Source organism: Sphingomonas phyllosphaerae (assembly GCF_029623345.1).
GTDB classification, from domain to species: domain Bacteria; phylum Pseudomonadota; class Alphaproteobacteria; order Sphingomonadales; family Sphingomonadaceae; genus Sphingomonas; species Sphingomonas phyllosphaerae_C.
Window position 1 is genome coordinate 253,947 of sequence record NZ_JAPYKH010000001.1, and the last position, 14,170, is coordinate 268,116.

A 14,170-nucleotide genomic window follows, 5' to 3' on the forward strand; every position below is an offset into this window, starting at 1 on the left:
ATGGGAAAAGCGGGTGGCGGGACCGCCGTGGCCGTTGGCCGATGTATCCACTGACGCCCAGTACGTCAGGTGGGAGTCATATACGTCGGACCAGGATCCGGGCAGGGACAACCCCCATGGAAGATGAATAGCCTCAGGGATATTTATGAGCTCGTACCGGGCAGAACCCGCCGACCCCTATCTAGGACGTCGGCGGCGCCTGCTCAAGGGCCTCGGCCAGCTTCTCGAGCCGTTCCGACAGACGATCGAGCGCGATCCCCTCCGGCGTCTCGGGCGGGGGCGCCTCGCGCGCCTCGATCAACGCGTCCGCCACCATCAGCGCGGCGAGCAGCATGGTACGATTGACCCCGCCGGCTCCCGCGGCGCGGCGCGCGTCCTCCCAGCGCTCGTCGATCAGCGCGGCCGCCTGCATCAGTCGCGCCTCGCCGCCGTCGCCGCAGCCCAGATCGTAGCTCGTCTCGCCGATCCGCAGCGTCACGCGTGCCATCAGTCCTGCCCCCCGCGCGCGATGATCTCGTCGAGCGCGGCAACCGCCTCGCCCATCTTCTCGCGCAATGCTTCGTGACGGCGCGCGAGCGTGGCGGCGGCGGCGAGGCGCTGTTCCAAGACGCGTTCGACGCGGGTGATGGCGGCATCAAGCCGGTCGATCGCTGGGTTGTCCATGAACAGAGGCGATAGGATCGCGCGCGCGCGCCGACAAGATGGTGCGGAGACGAGTGGATGCACCGCAGCGGTTGACGGCTGCGCGCCGTCCGGCGCAAAGACCCGCGCGACACCGAACTTACGCGGAGACAGGCGCATGACCAAGGTAGCGATCAACGGCTTCGGACGGATCGGGCGGCTGGTGGCGCGCGCGCTGATCGAGCGTGGCAGCGACCTCGAGCTGGTGACGATCAACGATCTCGCCGACACCAAGTCGAACGCGTGGCTGTTCAGCCGCGACAGCGTCCACGGCAAATATGCCGGCACCGTCGAGGCCGACGGACATGACATGGTGATCGACGGCAAGCGCATCCGCGTCACCGCCGAACGCGATCCGGCCAACCTGCCGCACAAGGAGCTGGGCGTCGACATCGTGCTGGAGTGCACGGGCTTCTTCACCGACCGCGCCAGCGCGCAGAAGCATATCGACGCCGGCGCCAAGAAGGTGCTGATCTCGGCACCCGCCAAGAACGTCGACCTCACCGTCGTCTATGGCGTCAACCACGACAAGCTCGAGGCCGGTCACACGATCGTGTCCAACGCTTCGTGCACCACCAACTGCCTTGCGCCGGTGGCCAAGGTGCTCAACGACGCGATCGGCATCGAGCGCGGGCTGATGACGACCATTCACGCCTATACCAACGACCAGAAGATCCTCGACCAGATCCACAGCGACCTGCGCCGCGCGCGCGCGGCGGCGATGAACATCATTCCCACCACTACCGGCGCGGCGCGCGCGGTGGGCGAGGTGCTGCCCGAATTGAAGGGCAAGCTGGACGGCTCGGCGATCCGCGTCCCCGTGCCCGACGGCAGCCTCGTCGACCTTACCTTCACCCCCAAGCGCGACACCAGCAAGGAAGAGGTCAACCAGCTGCTCAAGGCCGCGGCCGAGGGCGCGATGAAGGGCGTGCTGCATTATTCGGACGAGCCGCTCGTCTCGATCGACATCGTCCACACGCCCTATTCGTCGACGGTCGACAGCCTCGAAACCGCGGTGATTGACGGCAAGCTGGTGCGCGTGGTCAGCTGGTACGACAATGAATGGGGCTTCTCGAATCGCATGGTCGACACCGCGACCGCGATGGCGAAGCTCGGCTGAGGTCGGGCGGGCGTGACGGGCGTGCTGCTCGGCATCGCGCGTCACGCCCGCTCGCGCGCGCCGGTCGAGACCGTCGCGCGCGCCGAGGTGTCGCTCGCGGGCGGCATCCACGGCGACTTTCGCGGCGCGATGCGGGGCAAGCCGTACAAGCGCCAGGTCACGCTGATCGAGCGCGGCGACTGGGCGGCGGCGATGCGGCTGGTCGGCCACACGATCGACTGGACCGAGCGGCGCGCCAACCTGCTGGTCGAAGAGCTCGACCTGCCGCAGCAGGGGGGAACGGTGCTTCGCATCGGTGCCGACGTGCTGCTCGAAATCACGCGCGAGTGCGACCCGTGCGAGCGGATGGAAGCGCTGGCTCCCGGTCTCAAACAGGCGATGACGCCCGACTGGCGCGGTGGCGCCTGCGCGATGGTGATACAGGGCGGCACGATCGCCGTCGGTGACAGGATCAGGATCGAGGACCCATGGCCAAGTCTTTTCGAACGCTCGACGACATCGGCGACGTCGCCGGCAAGCGGGTCCTCGTCCGCGAGGATTTGAACGTGCCCTTCAAGGACGGCCACGTCACCGACGACACGCGGCTGCGCGCCACCGTCGCTACCGTCGCCGAACTCGCGGACAAGGGCGCGATCGTGCTCGTGGCCGCGCATTTCGGCCGCCCCAAGGGGCAGCCCGCGCCCGAGTTCTCGCTCGCGCAGATCACCAAGCCGTACGAAAGCGTGCTCGGTCGCCCGGTGCGTTTCGTCGACTGGGCGGGTGCCGCCGAGTCGGTCGCCACGCTCCAGCCCGGCGACGTTGCGGTGCTGGAGAACACGCGCTTTTTCGCCGGCGAGGAGAAGAACGATCGTGAGACGATCGACCGCCTCGCCGCGCTCGGCGACCTGTACGTCAACGACGCCTTCTCCGCCGCGCACCGCGCGCACGCCTCCACCGCGGGGCTCGCGCAGGTTCTGCCCGCCTTCGCCGGGCGCGCGATGGAGGCCGAACTCGATGCGCTCGAAAAGGCGCTCGGCGCGCCCGAGCATCCGGTCGCGGCGGTGGTCGGCGGCGCCAAGGTGTCGACCAAGCTCGACGTGCTCAAGCATCTCGTCGGCAAGGTGGATCATCTGATCATCGGCGGCGGCATGGCCAACACGTTCCTCGCCGCCCGCGGCGTGAACGTGGGCAAGAGCCTGTGCGAGCACGATCTCACCGGCACCGCCGACGAGATCCTGGAGGCCGCCGACCGCGCCGGCTGCACCGTCCATCTGCCTTATGACGTGGTGGTGGCCACCGAGTTCCGCGCCAACCCGCCGGTACGCACCGTCAACGTCCACGAGGTCGCCGCCGACGAGATGATCCTCGACGTCGGCCCCGCCGCGGTCGAGGCGCTCGGCGACGTGCTCAAGACCTGCCGCACGCTCGTGTGGAACGGCCCGCTCGGCGCGTTCGAGACGCCGCCGTTCGATGCAGCGACGGTGGCGCTGGCACGCACCGCCGCGGCGCTGACCAAGGAGGGCAGTCTGGTCTCGGTGGCGGGCGGCGGCGACACGGTCGCGGCGCTCAATCAGGCCGGGGTGGCGGAACAGTTCAGCTTCGTCTCGACCGCTGGCGGCGCTTTCCTGGAGTGGATGGAAGGCCGCGAGCTGCCGGGCGTGGCGGCGCTCAAGCGCTGAGCTTGGCGGGGCGCGTCGAGACGAGGCGTCGCCGGGCTCGGCCTCTCGTCCGCATGGTCGGGATCGCCCGTCCGTTCGTGTTGAGGAGGCGCTGAGCTCGTCGAAGCGCCCTCGCGAAGCACTCGACCGAGATCACCCCGCCGGCCGCGTCGCGATCAGCGCGTTGGACACCATCATTAACACCGCGACGTCGTGCTGGTTGAAGGCGGTGAGGCGGCTCTTGTAGATCCCCATCTCGGGTCGGGAGCGTGAGACGCGCTTGTCGAGCACCTTGGTCTCGCAGCGTAGCCGGTCGCCGGGATAGACCGGCGTGAGCCAGCGCAGCTCGTCGATGCCGGGCGATCCGAGCCCCGCCTGCTCGACCGCGTGGAGGTGCTCGACCAGCATCGCCATCACCATTGCGCAGCTATGCCAGCCGCTCGCCGAAAGCCGACCGAAATGGGTCGCCGCTGCGGCCTCGTCGGAGAGGTGAAACGGCTGGGGATCATATTTGCGAGCGAACTCGACCACGTCGTCGCGCGTGACCGCATAGTCGCCGAAGCGAGCGGTCGCGCCGACCCTGATGTCCTCGAAATATTGCACCCGCGCCGCTCTCCTCTCGCGATCTCATATCGCCAGATCTCCGGCGTTGGTTCAAGCAGCGGTGGCGCTGGTCAGCGCCGCAGCACGCGGCGGAACGGTGCGTCATCGCCGTCGAGCCCAACGCCGGCAGGCAGGCCGAGCAGGTCGCGCAGCAGCGGCGCCACGTCGGTGTTGTCGAAGGTCGGCAGCCGCTGGCCCGCGGCAAAGGACGGCCCGTTGGCGATGAATAGCGCGCGCATGTCGGGTGAGTCATTGTCATAGCCGTGCGCGCCGCGGTGGGTGGCCTCGTCCGTCTTGCCATTGGCGAGGATCCAGCCGCCCGCAGCGCCGTCCTCGGCCAGGCAGAGGAAGGCAGGCACGCGCGCGTTACGGCCATAGTGGACGCGCGCCGGCAGCGCCTCCTTGCGCCAGCAGGTCATATGCGGGTGGGGGCGCAGCAGCGCCTGCGCGACCGCGGCGTCGCGCCCCGGCAGCGGCGCGAAGGTCGCATAGGGGCCGCTCTCGACCACCCGGGCGTCGGTCGGCGGGACGATCGAGTCGATCGCGATACGCCGCTCGGGCGCGATCGGCGCCATGCCATGGTCGGAGACGATCACGAGATTGGCGGGCTGGCCTAGCGCGCCAAGACCGTCCACCAGTCGACCGATGCTCGCGTCGGCCGCGGCGGCCGCGGATAGGGCACGCGGATCGGCGGGGCCGTAGTCATGGCCGGCGGTATCGACCTCGTCAAAGTAGAGCGTGACGAAGCGCGGCCGCGTCTCGGCGGGGCGTCGCAGCCAGTCGAGCACCGCGTCGACGCGCTGCCGGTCATTCACCGCCTCGTTATACTGCTGCCAGTCGCGCGGGCGCGTGCCGACATCCGCGTGCGGGCGGGCGGGGTCGCGCGTGCCGCCCCAGGCGACGTTCGAGCCCGGCCAGAACATCGTCGCGGTCGGGATCCCGGCGCGCTCGGCGGTGACCCACAGCGGCTCCGCGGCGTTCCACCAGAACGGGTCGTCGGTCGCCATAGTGAAGGTCTCACCCGGCCGTGCCCGATCCTCCATCCGGTTGGCGACGATCCCGTGCCGGTCCGGCACCAGCCCGGTGACGAGCGTCCAGTGATTGGGGAAGGTCTTGGACGGGAAGGACGGTCGCATCGCCGCGCTGACTCCGCCGGCCGCTAGCGCCGAGAGCCGCGGCGTGACGCCGCGCTCGAGATAGTCGGGGCGGAAGCCGTCGATGGACACGAGGATCGTCACCGGGGCGTGAACGACCGGATGCGCCGCTGTCGCTGCCGCATGCGCGGGAGCAGCACGTGGTGGGGCGGGCGCGGTCACCGGCGGCAAGGCGGGCGGCACATGGGGATAGGCGCAGCCGCCGAGAGCGAAGGGCGCGGCGGCCAGAAGCGATCGGAGCGTCATGCTGCGTGCTTACGCCGCTGTGATGACGGCGAGAAGTCTCGCGACGACGGGGGGCGTCGCCGCGAGAACTCTGGCTAAGGCGACTAGAGCCCGACCGCGAACTTGGCGAATAGCGTCCAACTCACCGGCGAGTCGCCATAGGCCGCGTCCAGCGCCGCGGGCTTGGCATAGGCCGCGACCGTGCCGGCCAGCGCGACGCCGAGCGGCCCGATGATCGGCAATCGATAGGCATAGCCCGCCTCCGCCTTGGTGACGCGGAAGCGACGGTCGTGCAGCGGATCATCGTGATCGGGGAAAAGTTCGTCGTTGGCGACATTCTCCACCCGCGCGAAGACGGCGTGGCGCGGCGTCAGCTCGTAGGTCGCCTCGGCGAGGAAGGCGTCGAGTACGTCACCCGGTTGGCGATCCTTGCGCGACCAGGCCAGCGTCGTGGCCAGTCCGGCGCGCGCATATTGCATGCTCGCCGTGGTGCGGTCCTCGTCCTCGCCGGGATGAAGCGCCTCGGGCTGTTTTAGGCGACCGTGGCTGACCTGTAGCGCGATATAGGGCGACGGCGTCCAGGTGCCGCGCACGCTCCACGAGTCGAGCCGCACGGGATCGAAGCCCCAGCGCCGCTCATCGGGTTCGCGGCCCTTGAACCACGACCCTTCCAGCTGAAGCTTCGGCGCGGAGACGCCCGCGGTGAGCACGCCATAGGTGATGTGGGTCGAGTCGAACCAGTGATGCGTGATCGGCGACATCGGCAGGTAGCGCGCCGAGCCGCGGTGCATGAAGGCACTCGGGCCCAGTGCGGGTTCGCCGACGGGCGCGGCGTAGACGAACAGGCTGGTGTCGCCGCCGAGCCGATAGTCGATCCGCGCGGCCAGCTCCATGAAGAGGTCGTGCGGATGCTGGCGGTCGACCAGCGCGCGGCCGTTCGCGGTCTCGCCGGTGGCGAAGAGGTTGGGATAGCCGCGCGCGCCCATCGCCGGCTCCAGGCTGCCCATGCCGCGGAGTTGAAGGTGGACACGATCGGTCAGGTCGTTGTCGGCCATGATCATGGCCATGGATTGCACGTAGGCGCCGTCACCGCCGCGCGGGCCGCCCTGATCGGTGACCATCGTCCAGGCGTAGCCGTGCGCCATCAGCATCCAGTCGCCGGCGTGGAGCATCGCGCCGCGCATCGGCCCCTCGCCGGCGGGATTGCGCGCGGTGCCGCTGCCGGGCGTGTACCAGCCGGCGGCGGTGCCCATGGTCATGCCGGTCATGGCGGCACCCTCGGGCGCGTGGGCGAGGGCGGCGTCGGACGCGTCCCGCCACTCGGGCGGCGCGGTGACCGCCGGCCTCATGTGGTCCATGCCGGCGCGATCGTGGGACGTGCCTGAAGCGTCCGGCGTCATGGCGGCATGGCCCATCGCGCTATGGTCCATCATGTCGACGTCGCCCGCAGCGGAGCCGGGCGTGGGCGAGGGCTCCTGCGCGGTGACGGGCGGATGGTGCTGTGCCGACGCGAGCGTCGGGCACAAGGCAGCGGCCGCGGCGGCGGCACGCAAGGTGTGGCGGAACATCGATATTCTCCGATTGCAGACGTGACGGGCCGGGGCGCAGCACCCCGGTGAGTCACCCCGCGCGCGGAGGCGGGGAGAGCGGCACCAGCAACGCGCCGGCGGTCATGCTCGTGCGCATCGGCGGTCGTGGCCGGTCGGCCGGTCGCCACGGCGACGCGACGACGCCGCCCGCGAGATCGAGCGGAGGCACGCAGCCGAGGCAATCGTGCGACGCCACGGTCGCGGGGGTAGCGGGCCGATGCTCGTGACGCTGCATCGTCGCCGTTACCGCGGCGGAGGTCTCGTGGCACGCCGGCACAGCGCTCGCTGGGAGCGCGAGCAGCAGCGCGAGGAGGGAGACGAGCAGCCGCAGCATCGCCGTGGCTCTAGCCGGTCGCGCGCGCTCGCGCCAGCCGGCGGGAACGAGCGGCGCACTGGTGCTTTGTCCCACCATGCGCACGCTTCCTTTCCTGCTTCTCCTCTCGCTGGCGGCCTGTGGTAGCGGCGGCAAGGAAGGCGGCGGCAACCAGGCGGCGCCCGCGCCGAGCCCGACCGGCCCCGCGCCCAAGACGCCGGTGATGCAGATCACCCCCGCGCCCGGCAACCAGGCGGAGTGGATGGAGCCGCGCGACGCGCCCGGCGCGCCGACCAGCGCGCCTTACGCCAATCTGCTCGATCAGCCGGTCGTGAAAGGTCCGCCCGCCAAATAGCGGTACGTGACGAACAGCACGAAGAGCGCGAACCCTGCCTGGATCGGGACCGCCGCGGCGAAAGCATCGTAGCGGAGAACGCGCCAGGCATAGCCGTTCACCGCCTCGTCCGCCGTCATCAGCAGGCTTGCCGCCATCAGGCCAGCGCACCGTTGCCATGCGAGCAGCGCGATGACGGCGAGGTCGATCGGCAGCAGCGCGTTCCAGAACAGCCGGAACGCTGGTGAGCCGAACTGTTAGGGCCACCAGCCGAGATGCAGGAAGTCGGCCGCGTGGAAGGCGGCGCCAATCGCGAGACCGAGCGCCTCCAGTGCTACCGGCCGCCGGGACGTCACACGTTGAAGCGGAACAGCATCACGTCGCCATCGTGGACGACATATTCTTTGCCCTCCTGGCGCAGCTTGCCAGCGTCGCGCGCGCCGGCCTCGCCGCCGCAGGCGACGTAATCGTCGAACGCGATCGTCTCGGCGCGGATGAAGCCGCGCTCGAAATCGGAGTGGATCGCGCCGGCCGCCTGCGGCGCCTTGGAACCCGCCTCGATCGTCCAGGCGCGCGCTTCCTTCGGCCCGACGGTGAAAAAGGTGAGCAGGTGGAGCAGCTCGTAGCCGGCGCGAATCACGCGCGCGAGCCCGGTCTCCTCCAATCCCAGCTCGGACAGGAACTCGCCGCGCTCGTCCGCGGGCATGGTCGCGATTTCGGCCTCGATCGCGGCGGAGACCACCACCGCCTGTGCGCCCTCGGCCGCTGCCTTGGCGAAGACGCGCGCGGAATAATCGTTGCCTGCGGCGGCATGCTCTTCGTTGACGTTGCAGACGTACAGCACGGGCTTGGCGGTGAGCAGCTGCGCCTGGTCGAGCACGCGCGCTTCCTCGGCGTCGTTCGCCTCGGTCAGCCGAGCGGGCTTGCCGTCGCGCAACAGGTCGAGCGCGCGGCCGAGCACGACCGCGCCAAGCTTAGCCTCCTTGTCGCCCTGCTGGCCCTTCTTGGCGAGATTGGGGACGCGCTTCTCTAGGCTCTCGAGGTCGGACAGCATCAGCTCGGTCTCGACCGTCTCGGCATCGGCAATCGGGTCGACGCGGTTGTCGACGTGCTGGATGTCGTCGTTCTCGAAGCAGCGCAGCACGTGGACGATCGCATCGACCTCGCGGATGTTGCCGAGGAACTGGTTGCCCAGCCCTTCGCCCTTGCTGGCGCCGCGCACCAGCCCGGCGATGTCGACGAAGCCGAGCTGGGTCTCGATCACCTTGCCCGACTTGGCGATCTCGGCCAGCTTCTCCAGCCGTGGATCGGGCACGCCGACGTTGCCGACGTTCGGCTCGATCGTGCAGAACGGATAATTGGCGGCCTGCGCCGCGGCCGTCTCGGTCAGCGCGTTGAAGAGGGTGGACTTGCCGACGTTGGGCAGGCCCACGATGCCGCAGCGGAAACCCATGGGAAGAACCTGTGTGATGGGGAAAGCGCGCCAGATAGGCGAGGGGCGCGCCGCTGGCTAGGCCATGCTTTCCCCGACGCCGCGCAGCCTTTAACAGGAACGTATGAGCGACGAGATCAGCGTGGCGGCGGCGCGTCCCCTGCGCCGCGACGCGCAGGCGCGCCGCGACGCGCTGATCGCGGCGGCGCGGCTGTGTTTCGCGCGCGCGGGCTATTTCGTGCCGCTGGAGGACATTGCCGACGCCGCCGGCGTGGGGCGCGGCACCTTCTACCGCAATTTCAAGGATCGCATGGCGCTGGCGCTGGCGGTGTTCGAGCAGGAGGTCGAGCGCATGCGGGCGCGGCTCGACCCGGCGCTGCCGCTCGACGAGGCGCTGACCCAGGTCGTCTTGGACGGTGCCGAAACCGCGACGCTGTTCGCCAGGCTCGCACTCGACATGCCCCGCGACGGTGCGGATCGCGCCGCCTTCGACGGGTTGCGCCAGCGGCTCGAGCGGTTGTTCGAGCCGATTGCGGCGCGCGCCCACCGCGATGGAACCCTCGCGCCCGAGCTTGGCGCGCGCGACCTGGTGCTGGCGATGCGGATGCTGAGCGGACTGCTGCTCAAGCACAACAATGCTGCGGAGCGGCGCCAGCAGATCGACGATGCGTTGCGGCTGCTGCTAGCGGGGTTACGGCCGCGGTCGATATCAAGATCTTAAAGGTATTATATCGTGTAAACTCGCGATTGTAGCCGGCCAGAGCCCACGATCGTTGCGTCATAGCGGTGAATCTGGTGGCGTGGAGCCATCCCCGGGGCGCTGCTGCTCCTCTATATAGTCGTACAGCTACGGAGTACCTCGCGCGGCACTGTTTGTTTCGGATGTTCGTCGACTAGGCTCCGCTGTATAGTCATCCCGGCCATGGTCGGGAGCAGATCGGGGAGCGACCATGAGCATCGTGACAGCAATCAGCGCGGCACGGCCCGTGCAACATGTACCGGAATATGTTGACCCTTCCGCTTTTGCGTTCGCACGCGGCGAGTGGGGGCGGGCGTCTTATGCCACGTTCCTGGACGCAGCGTCACGGCCCTCCCGGCTTGCGGCGAGTGGCATGGCGGCGACGGAAACGCCCTTGGCTCATCGCGACGACGGCGAGGCCAAGCGGCGCCTGGCCGTGATGGAGGAGGTGGCGGCTCGTCTCGCTAAGCTCGCCGAGTCGGATCGCAGGAACCTGGCGGTTCGTGCCCTTGAGGCCCTGCGGCAGAAGCTGGTCGTTCTGAAGATGCAAGCGATGGCGGCGATCCTGCGTGGCGATCGCGGCGCGGCGCTCGCGCTGGCGGACGAACTCGAAGATCTTGCGCGCGCCATGACGGCGGCCGAGCGCGACTGCGCCACGGCGGGAAGTGGCGGTGTCGACGTGATCGACTCCGTCCCCATCCTGGGTCCGCAGACGCCGCACAAGGACGATGCACCGCCACTGGCGGGTGAGGCGGCGCTCGAGATGTCTCTTCAGTCGGCGCCGACGACGCTGGATAATCCCTCCGGCGATGCGGAAGCGGTCGCGCGCGCGGCGGCCTCGGTGCGCTCCATCGGGGAGGAGCACGATCTGCGCGAGCTCAGCACGAGGCTGGTGAAGCGCTCCTCGGCGCTTCTTCCCCTGTTTGACACGAGCGATGGTCCGGACGCGGTGGCGAGTGAGGCCGCCGGTCTGATCCGCTCGCTGCGGCGCGCTGGTCATCGCCCCGAGCGGCGGCACGGCGAGATCGACGCCAGCGCCCGTATGGACGCGAGCGCCATCGCCGCCTCGCTGGGCAAGGCGGGGCTATTGAGCGTGGCGGAAGTCAGCGTGGCGTGACGCGGGCCGCGGCACGCTTCCTTCAGGTGAGCGTGTCGCGACCTACCGGACCGCTTGTCGCGCGAAGAGCGATCGCGAAGGGCGAGCTACCCTCGCAGCACCGCGGACGTGTTGGTCAGCCGCCTGTGGTCGGTGCACTCGCGTCACTCTGCCCGGATCTCTGAGCGCCGGCGGCCGTTGGCGGTGTCGGTTCGCTCCAGCCTAGCCCGAGGCTCTTCTGTACCGTGATGTAGCTGTCGGTCAGCTGCGCCCTGGCCTGCGCCACGGCGATGGCGGCGGATAGGCGCTGGCGCTCGACGTCGAGCTGATCGATCACGTTGCTTGTCCCGGCCTCGACGCGCTGGCCGTTGAGCGACGCGGCCCGAGCGGCGGACTGTTCGGCGCGGAGCAGCTGCGCATATTGCAGCCGCGTGTTGCCGAAGCGCGAGAGGCTGGTCTCGGCATCCTGCAGCGCCTCGAGCACGCGCTCGCGATATTGTGCGGCGGCGAGGTCGCGTTGCGCCTCGGACTGGTCGATCGCGGCGCGGGTGCGGCCGAAGTCGAGGAAGGACCAACTCAGCATCGGCGCGACCAAGGCAGTGAGCTTGTTAGGATCGACCACGTCGCCGATCTTGGTGCCGCCGAGCCCGAAGATGCCGAGGAAGCTCAGCGAGGGAAACAGCTTGGCGGTGTTCACCCCGATCTGCGCGTTGCTCGCGGCGAGCGCGCGTTCGGCCGAACGGATGTCGGGTCGGTGTGCGATCAACGCCGCGGGATCGCCGATCGGCACCTCTGCGGGTGGCAACGGCACGGGCATGGCGGTCGTCAGCGTCTGGTCGAGCGCGCCCGGTGTCCGGCCGGTCAGTACCGCGAGCTGGTCGAGATATTGCGCCACCTGCGCGCCGAGCGGGATGCGCTGTGCGTCGGTGCTCTCGAGCTGGTTCTGCAACCGTTCGACCTGGAGCTGCGACGCCGCGCCCGCGGCATAGCGCTGCTGGGTGAGCTCGAGCTGGCGCTGCTGCAGCCGGCTCGACTCGGCGTTGAGGCGCACGCGTTCCTGTACGTCGCGCAGGCCGACATAGGCCTGTGCCACCTGGGCGGAGAGGCTCACCTGCGCGTCGGCCAGATCGGCGAACCGCTCCTCCACCGTCGCGCGCGCGCCCTCGATGCCACGGCGGCGCGCGCCGAACAGGTCGGGCTCCCACGAGGCGGTGCCGCCGAGATTATAGAAGTTGACGGCGCTGCTGTCCGAGCCACCCGAGGAGCCCTCGCCGCCCGCGTCCCCGCTGCCCCCGCCGAGCGCGGTGCCAGGCAGGCGCGCGTGGAGGTAGGTGGCGCTCGGGCTGATGCTCGGCAGCTGGTTGGCGCGCTGAGTGCGCAGCCGCGCACCGGCCTCGCGGATGCGCGCCTGCGCCGCGTCGATCGTCGGACTATGTGCGAGCGCGTCGTCGACCAAGGTGGTCAGCGTCGTGTCCCCAAGCGCCTCCCACCAGCGCGCCACGCCCGGCCCAGGGCGGAGCGCCGGATCGCCGGCGCGGACGAAGCGGCCGCGCTGCACCGCGTCCGCCGCGGTCGCGGGCGGGCCGTGATAGTCGGGACCAACGGTGCAGGCGCCGAGCAGTGCCAGCGGCAGCAGCGCGAGAGCGGGGAGGGGAGCGTGTCGCATCAATGTGTCGCCGCCGGAGGGGCGCCCTTGGGTAGCGGGCGGAGGAACAGCACGAGCGGCAGCACCGCCAGCGTCCCCATGCCCATGATCCAGAAGATGTCGTTAAAGGTCATCACCAGCGCCTGGCCCTGGATCTGCTGGCCGAGCGCGCGCAGCGCGGTCGACCGGCCGCCCAGCGACTGCGCGGTGCCGTTGATATAATCCTGTACCATCACCGAATTGGCGTTGAGCGTCTCCTCGATGCGGCGGCTGTGGAACCAGCTACGCTGGTCCTGGATCACCGAGATCCCCGCCAGCGCGAAGCTGCCGCCGAGGTTGCGCGCCGAGTTGAACAGCCCGGAGGCGTCACCCGCCTCGACCGGGGGCACCGAGCGCACCGCTGCCTGGCTGAGGAACAGCATGGCCAGGATCTGGCCGACGCCGCGCAGCAGCTGCGACTCGACGAAGTCGGCGCCGACCGCGTCGATCGTCAGCGTCGAGTCGAGCAGCGCCGAGGTCCCCATGATCAGCAGTCCGGCACCGACCGCGATCCGCACGTCGACGTGGCGCAGCAGGATCGGCACGATCGCCATCATGAAAAAGCTGGGTATGCCCGAGAGCAGCACCACCTTGCCCGATTGCAGCGCGTTATAGTCCGCGATCGCGGCGAGGAACTGCGGGATGGCGTAGGAGGTGCCGTACAGCACTACCCCCACCACCATGCCCATCAGCGCGACCGAGCCGAACTGGCGATCGAGCAGCAGCCGCAGCTTGATGATCGGCCGCCGCGCGAGAAATTGCCCCGCCATCAGCAGCGTGAAGCCGAGCAGCGAGATGGCGAACATGTAGCGGATCAGCTCGGACGAAAACCATTGCTCGCGCTGGCCCTCCTCGAGGAAGACCGTGAGCCCGCCGAGACCGAGCGCCAGGCCGAAGATGCCGAGCCAGTCGGCCTCACCGATCAGGTGCAGCTGCGCCTTCTCGTGCTTCAGTCCGACCAGCAGCAGCACCACCAGGATCGCGCAGATCGGCAGGTTGATGAAGAAGGCATAATGCCAGCTGATGTTCTCGGTCAGCCAGCCGCCCACCAGCGGCCCGAGCACGGGGCCGAGGATCGCGGTCATGCCGAAGGCAGAGATGCCGATCGGTTGCTGCTCGCGCGGCAGCCGCTGCGCGATGATGGTCTGTGCGGTGGGGATCATGGCGCCGCCGGTGAAGCCCTGACCGATGCGGCCGACGATCATCTGCGGCAGCGTGTCGGCGGTGCCGCACAGCACCGAGAAGATCGTGAACAGCACCGCCGCGATCAGCAGGAAGGTGCGCAGCCCGAGCAGCCGGGTGAGCCAGGCCGACATCGGGATGATGACGATCTCGGCGACCAGATAGGCGGTAGCGACCCAGGCGCCTTCGGTGCCGCTCGCGCCGATCTCGCCCTGGATCGTCGGCAGCGCCGAGTTGACGATCGAGATGTCGAGCGTCGCCATGAAGGCGCCGAGCGTGCCCGCCGCAACCGCCAGCCAGGCCGCGAGGTCGGCGCGCTGCGGTGCGGCCTGCGCTGCGCCTGGGGAAGCGCCGCGCCGAGGCGCAGCCGCGCTCGCCACC

Annotated in this window: 16 protein-coding genes; 6 read left to right on the forward strand and 10 right to left on the reverse strand. The window is 69.6% G+C overall.

From position 1 onward, the window contains the following. Window positions 1–181 precede the first annotated feature (181 nt). Together QBJ89_RS01120 and QBJ89_RS01125 are read right to left on the reverse strand one after the other, a co-directional pair. Window positions 182–487: a cell division protein ZapA gene (locus tag QBJ89_RS01120; protein WP_223010090.1), complete on the reverse strand. Its 306-nt coding sequence runs from the start codon at window positions 485–487 to the stop codon at window positions 182–184. Next, the gene (locus QBJ89_RS01125) at window positions 487–663 is read right to left on the reverse strand and encodes a hypothetical protein (protein ID WP_223010091.1); all 177 of its coding nucleotides are present in this window, start codon (window positions 661–663) and stop codon (window positions 487–489) included. Before QBJ89_RS01125 ends, QBJ89_RS01120 begins: the two co-directional genes overlap by 1 nt. A 136-nt stretch (window positions 664–799) precedes the next feature. Between QBJ89_RS01125 and gap the strand changes: the two genes are divergently transcribed. The 3 genes from gap to QBJ89_RS01140 are packed head-to-tail and all read left to right on the forward strand — an operon-like array spanning window position 800 to window position 3,459. After that, entirely contained in the window at window positions 800–1,801 is a 1,002-nt protein-coding gene (gap, locus tag QBJ89_RS01130) for a type I glyceraldehyde-3-phosphate dehydrogenase (RefSeq protein WP_277978697.1), read from the forward strand. 12 nt (window positions 1,802–1,813) lie between these two features. Beyond that, entirely contained in the window at window positions 1,814–2,344 is a 531-nt protein-coding gene (locus tag QBJ89_RS01135) for an MOSC domain-containing protein (RefSeq protein ID WP_347342808.1), read from the forward strand. Further along, window positions 2,269–3,459 carry a phosphoglycerate kinase gene (locus tag QBJ89_RS01140; protein WP_277978698.1) on the forward strand — a complete coding sequence of 397 codons (1,191 nt, stop codon included), beginning with the start codon at window positions 2,269–2,271 and terminating at the stop codon, window positions 3,457–3,459. Before QBJ89_RS01135 ends, QBJ89_RS01140 begins: the two co-directional genes overlap by 76 nt. A 132-nt stretch (window positions 3,460–3,591) precedes the next feature. On the opposite strand, the gene QBJ89_RS01145 is transcribed toward QBJ89_RS01140, so the two are convergent. The 4 genes from QBJ89_RS01145 to QBJ89_RS01160 all read right to left on the reverse strand — a co-directional run bounded on the left by QBJ89_RS01145 (window position 3,592) and on the right by QBJ89_RS01160 (window position 7,421). Continuing rightward, the gene (locus QBJ89_RS01145; protein ID WP_277978699.1) at window positions 3,592–4,041 is read right to left on the reverse strand and encodes a MaoC family dehydratase; all 450 of its coding nucleotides are present in this window, start codon (window positions 4,039–4,041) and stop codon (window positions 3,592–3,594) included. 71 nt (window positions 4,042–4,112) lie between these two features. Further along, on the reverse strand, window positions 4,113–5,441 hold the full coding sequence (locus tag QBJ89_RS01150; protein ID WP_277978700.1) for an ectonucleotide pyrophosphatase/phosphodiesterase: 1,329 nt from the start codon (window positions 5,439–5,441) through the stop codon (window positions 4,113–4,115). Window positions 5,442–5,524: 83 nt separating this feature from the next. Beyond that, on the reverse strand, window positions 5,525–6,988 hold the full coding sequence (locus tag QBJ89_RS01155; RefSeq protein ID WP_277978701.1) for a hypothetical protein: 1,464 nt from the start codon (window positions 6,986–6,988) through the stop codon (window positions 5,525–5,527). 52 nt (window positions 6,989–7,040) lie between these two features. Continuing rightward, entirely contained in the window at window positions 7,041–7,421 is a 381-nt protein-coding gene (locus QBJ89_RS01160) for a hypothetical protein (RefSeq protein ID WP_277978702.1), read from the reverse strand. Here QBJ89_RS01160 and QBJ89_RS01165 point away from each other — a divergent pair. After that, the gene (locus QBJ89_RS01165; protein ID WP_277978703.1) at window positions 7,420–7,677 is read left to right on the forward strand and encodes a hypothetical protein; all 258 of its coding nucleotides are present in this window, start codon (window positions 7,420–7,422) and stop codon (window positions 7,675–7,677) included. The genes QBJ89_RS01160 and QBJ89_RS01165 overlap by 2 nt on opposite strands. Here QBJ89_RS01165 and QBJ89_RS01170 read toward each other — a convergent pair. Continuing rightward, window positions 7,644–7,814: a hypothetical protein gene (locus tag QBJ89_RS01170; protein WP_277978704.1), complete on the reverse strand. Its 171-nt coding sequence runs from the start codon at window positions 7,812–7,814 to the stop codon at window positions 7,644–7,646. The genes QBJ89_RS01165 and QBJ89_RS01170 overlap by 34 nt on opposite strands. A gap of 194 nt (window positions 7,815–8,008) precedes the next feature. Continuing rightward, window positions 8,009–9,109 carry a redox-regulated ATPase YchF gene (ychF, locus tag QBJ89_RS01175; RefSeq protein ID WP_277978705.1) on the reverse strand — a complete coding sequence of 367 codons (1,101 nt, stop codon included), beginning with the start codon at window positions 9,107–9,109 and terminating at the stop codon, window positions 8,009–8,011. A 103-nt stretch (window positions 9,110–9,212) separates the two neighbouring features. Between ychF and QBJ89_RS01180 the strand changes: the two genes are divergently transcribed. Both QBJ89_RS01180 and QBJ89_RS01185 read left to right on the forward strand, forming a co-directional pair. After that, entirely contained in the window at window positions 9,213–9,809 is a 597-nt protein-coding gene (locus QBJ89_RS01180) for a TetR/AcrR family transcriptional regulator (protein ID WP_277978706.1), read from the forward strand. Window positions 9,810–10,038: 229 nt separating this feature from the next. Further along, window positions 10,039–10,944 carry a hypothetical protein gene (locus tag QBJ89_RS01185; protein ID WP_277978707.1) on the forward strand — a complete coding sequence of 302 codons (906 nt, stop codon included), beginning with the start codon at window positions 10,039–10,041 and terminating at the stop codon, window positions 10,942–10,944. Window positions 10,945–11,059: 115 nt separating this feature from the next. Here the strand turns inward: QBJ89_RS01185 and QBJ89_RS01190 are convergent, their stop codons facing one another. Together QBJ89_RS01190 and QBJ89_RS01195 are read right to left on the reverse strand one after the other, a co-directional pair. Then, the gene (locus QBJ89_RS01190) at window positions 11,060–12,589 is read right to left on the reverse strand and encodes an efflux transporter outer membrane subunit (RefSeq protein ID WP_277978708.1); all 1,530 of its coding nucleotides are present in this window, start codon (window positions 12,587–12,589) and stop codon (window positions 11,060–11,062) included. Further along, entirely contained in the window at window positions 12,589–14,169 is a 1,581-nt protein-coding gene (locus QBJ89_RS01195; RefSeq protein ID WP_277978709.1) for an MDR family MFS transporter, read from the reverse strand. Before QBJ89_RS01195 ends, QBJ89_RS01190 begins: the two co-directional genes overlap by 1 nt. Window position 14,170 lies beyond the last annotated feature (1 nt).

What these genes read in the sequence shown, in the direction of transcription:
- QBJ89_RS01120 (WP_223010090.1), bottom strand. Translation starts at nt 487, where the DNA reads ATGGCACGCGTGACGCTGCGGATCGGCGAGACGAGCTACGATCTGGGC.
- QBJ89_RS01125 (WP_223010091.1), bottom strand. Translation starts at nt 663, where the DNA reads ATGGACAACCCAGCGATCGACCGGCTTGATGCCGCCATCACCCGCGTC.
- gap (WP_277978697.1), top strand. Translation starts at nt 800, where the DNA reads ATGACCAAGGTAGCGATCAACGGCTTCGGACGGATCGGGCGGCTGGTG.
- QBJ89_RS01140 (WP_277978698.1), top strand. Translation starts at nt 2,269, where the DNA reads ATGGCCAAGTCTTTTCGAACGCTCGACGACATCGGCGACGTCGCCGGC.
- QBJ89_RS01150 (WP_277978700.1), bottom strand. Translation starts at nt 5,441, where the DNA reads ATGACGCTCCGATCGCTTCTGGCCGCCGCGCCCTTCGCTCTCGGCGGC.
- QBJ89_RS01155 (WP_277978701.1), bottom strand. Translation starts at nt 6,988, where the DNA reads ATGTTCCGCCACACCTTGCGTGCCGCCGCCGCGGCCGCTGCCTTGTGC.
- QBJ89_RS01165 (WP_277978703.1), top strand. Translation starts at nt 7,420, where the DNA reads ATGCGCACGCTTCCTTTCCTGCTTCTCCTCTCGCTGGCGGCCTGTGGT.
- QBJ89_RS01160 (WP_277978702.1), bottom strand. Translation starts at nt 7,421, where the DNA reads ATGGTGGGACAAAGCACCAGTGCGCCGCTCGTTCCCGCCGGCTGGCGC.
- QBJ89_RS01170 (WP_277978704.1), bottom strand. Translation starts at nt 7,814, where the DNA reads ATGGCGGCAAGCCTGCTGATGACGGCGGACGAGGCGGTGAACGGCTAT.
- ychF (WP_277978705.1), bottom strand. Translation starts at nt 9,109, where the DNA reads ATGGGTTTCCGCTGCGGCATCGTGGGCCTGCCCAACGTCGGCAAGTCC.
- QBJ89_RS01180 (WP_277978706.1), top strand. Translation starts at nt 9,213, where the DNA reads ATGAGCGACGAGATCAGCGTGGCGGCGGCGCGTCCCCTGCGCCGCGAC.
- QBJ89_RS01185 (WP_277978707.1), top strand. Translation starts at nt 10,039, where the DNA reads ATGAGCATCGTGACAGCAATCAGCGCGGCACGGCCCGTGCAACATGTA.
- QBJ89_RS01190 (WP_277978708.1), bottom strand. Translation starts at nt 12,589, where the DNA reads ATGCGACACGCTCCCCTCCCCGCTCTCGCGCTGCTGCCGCTGGCACTG.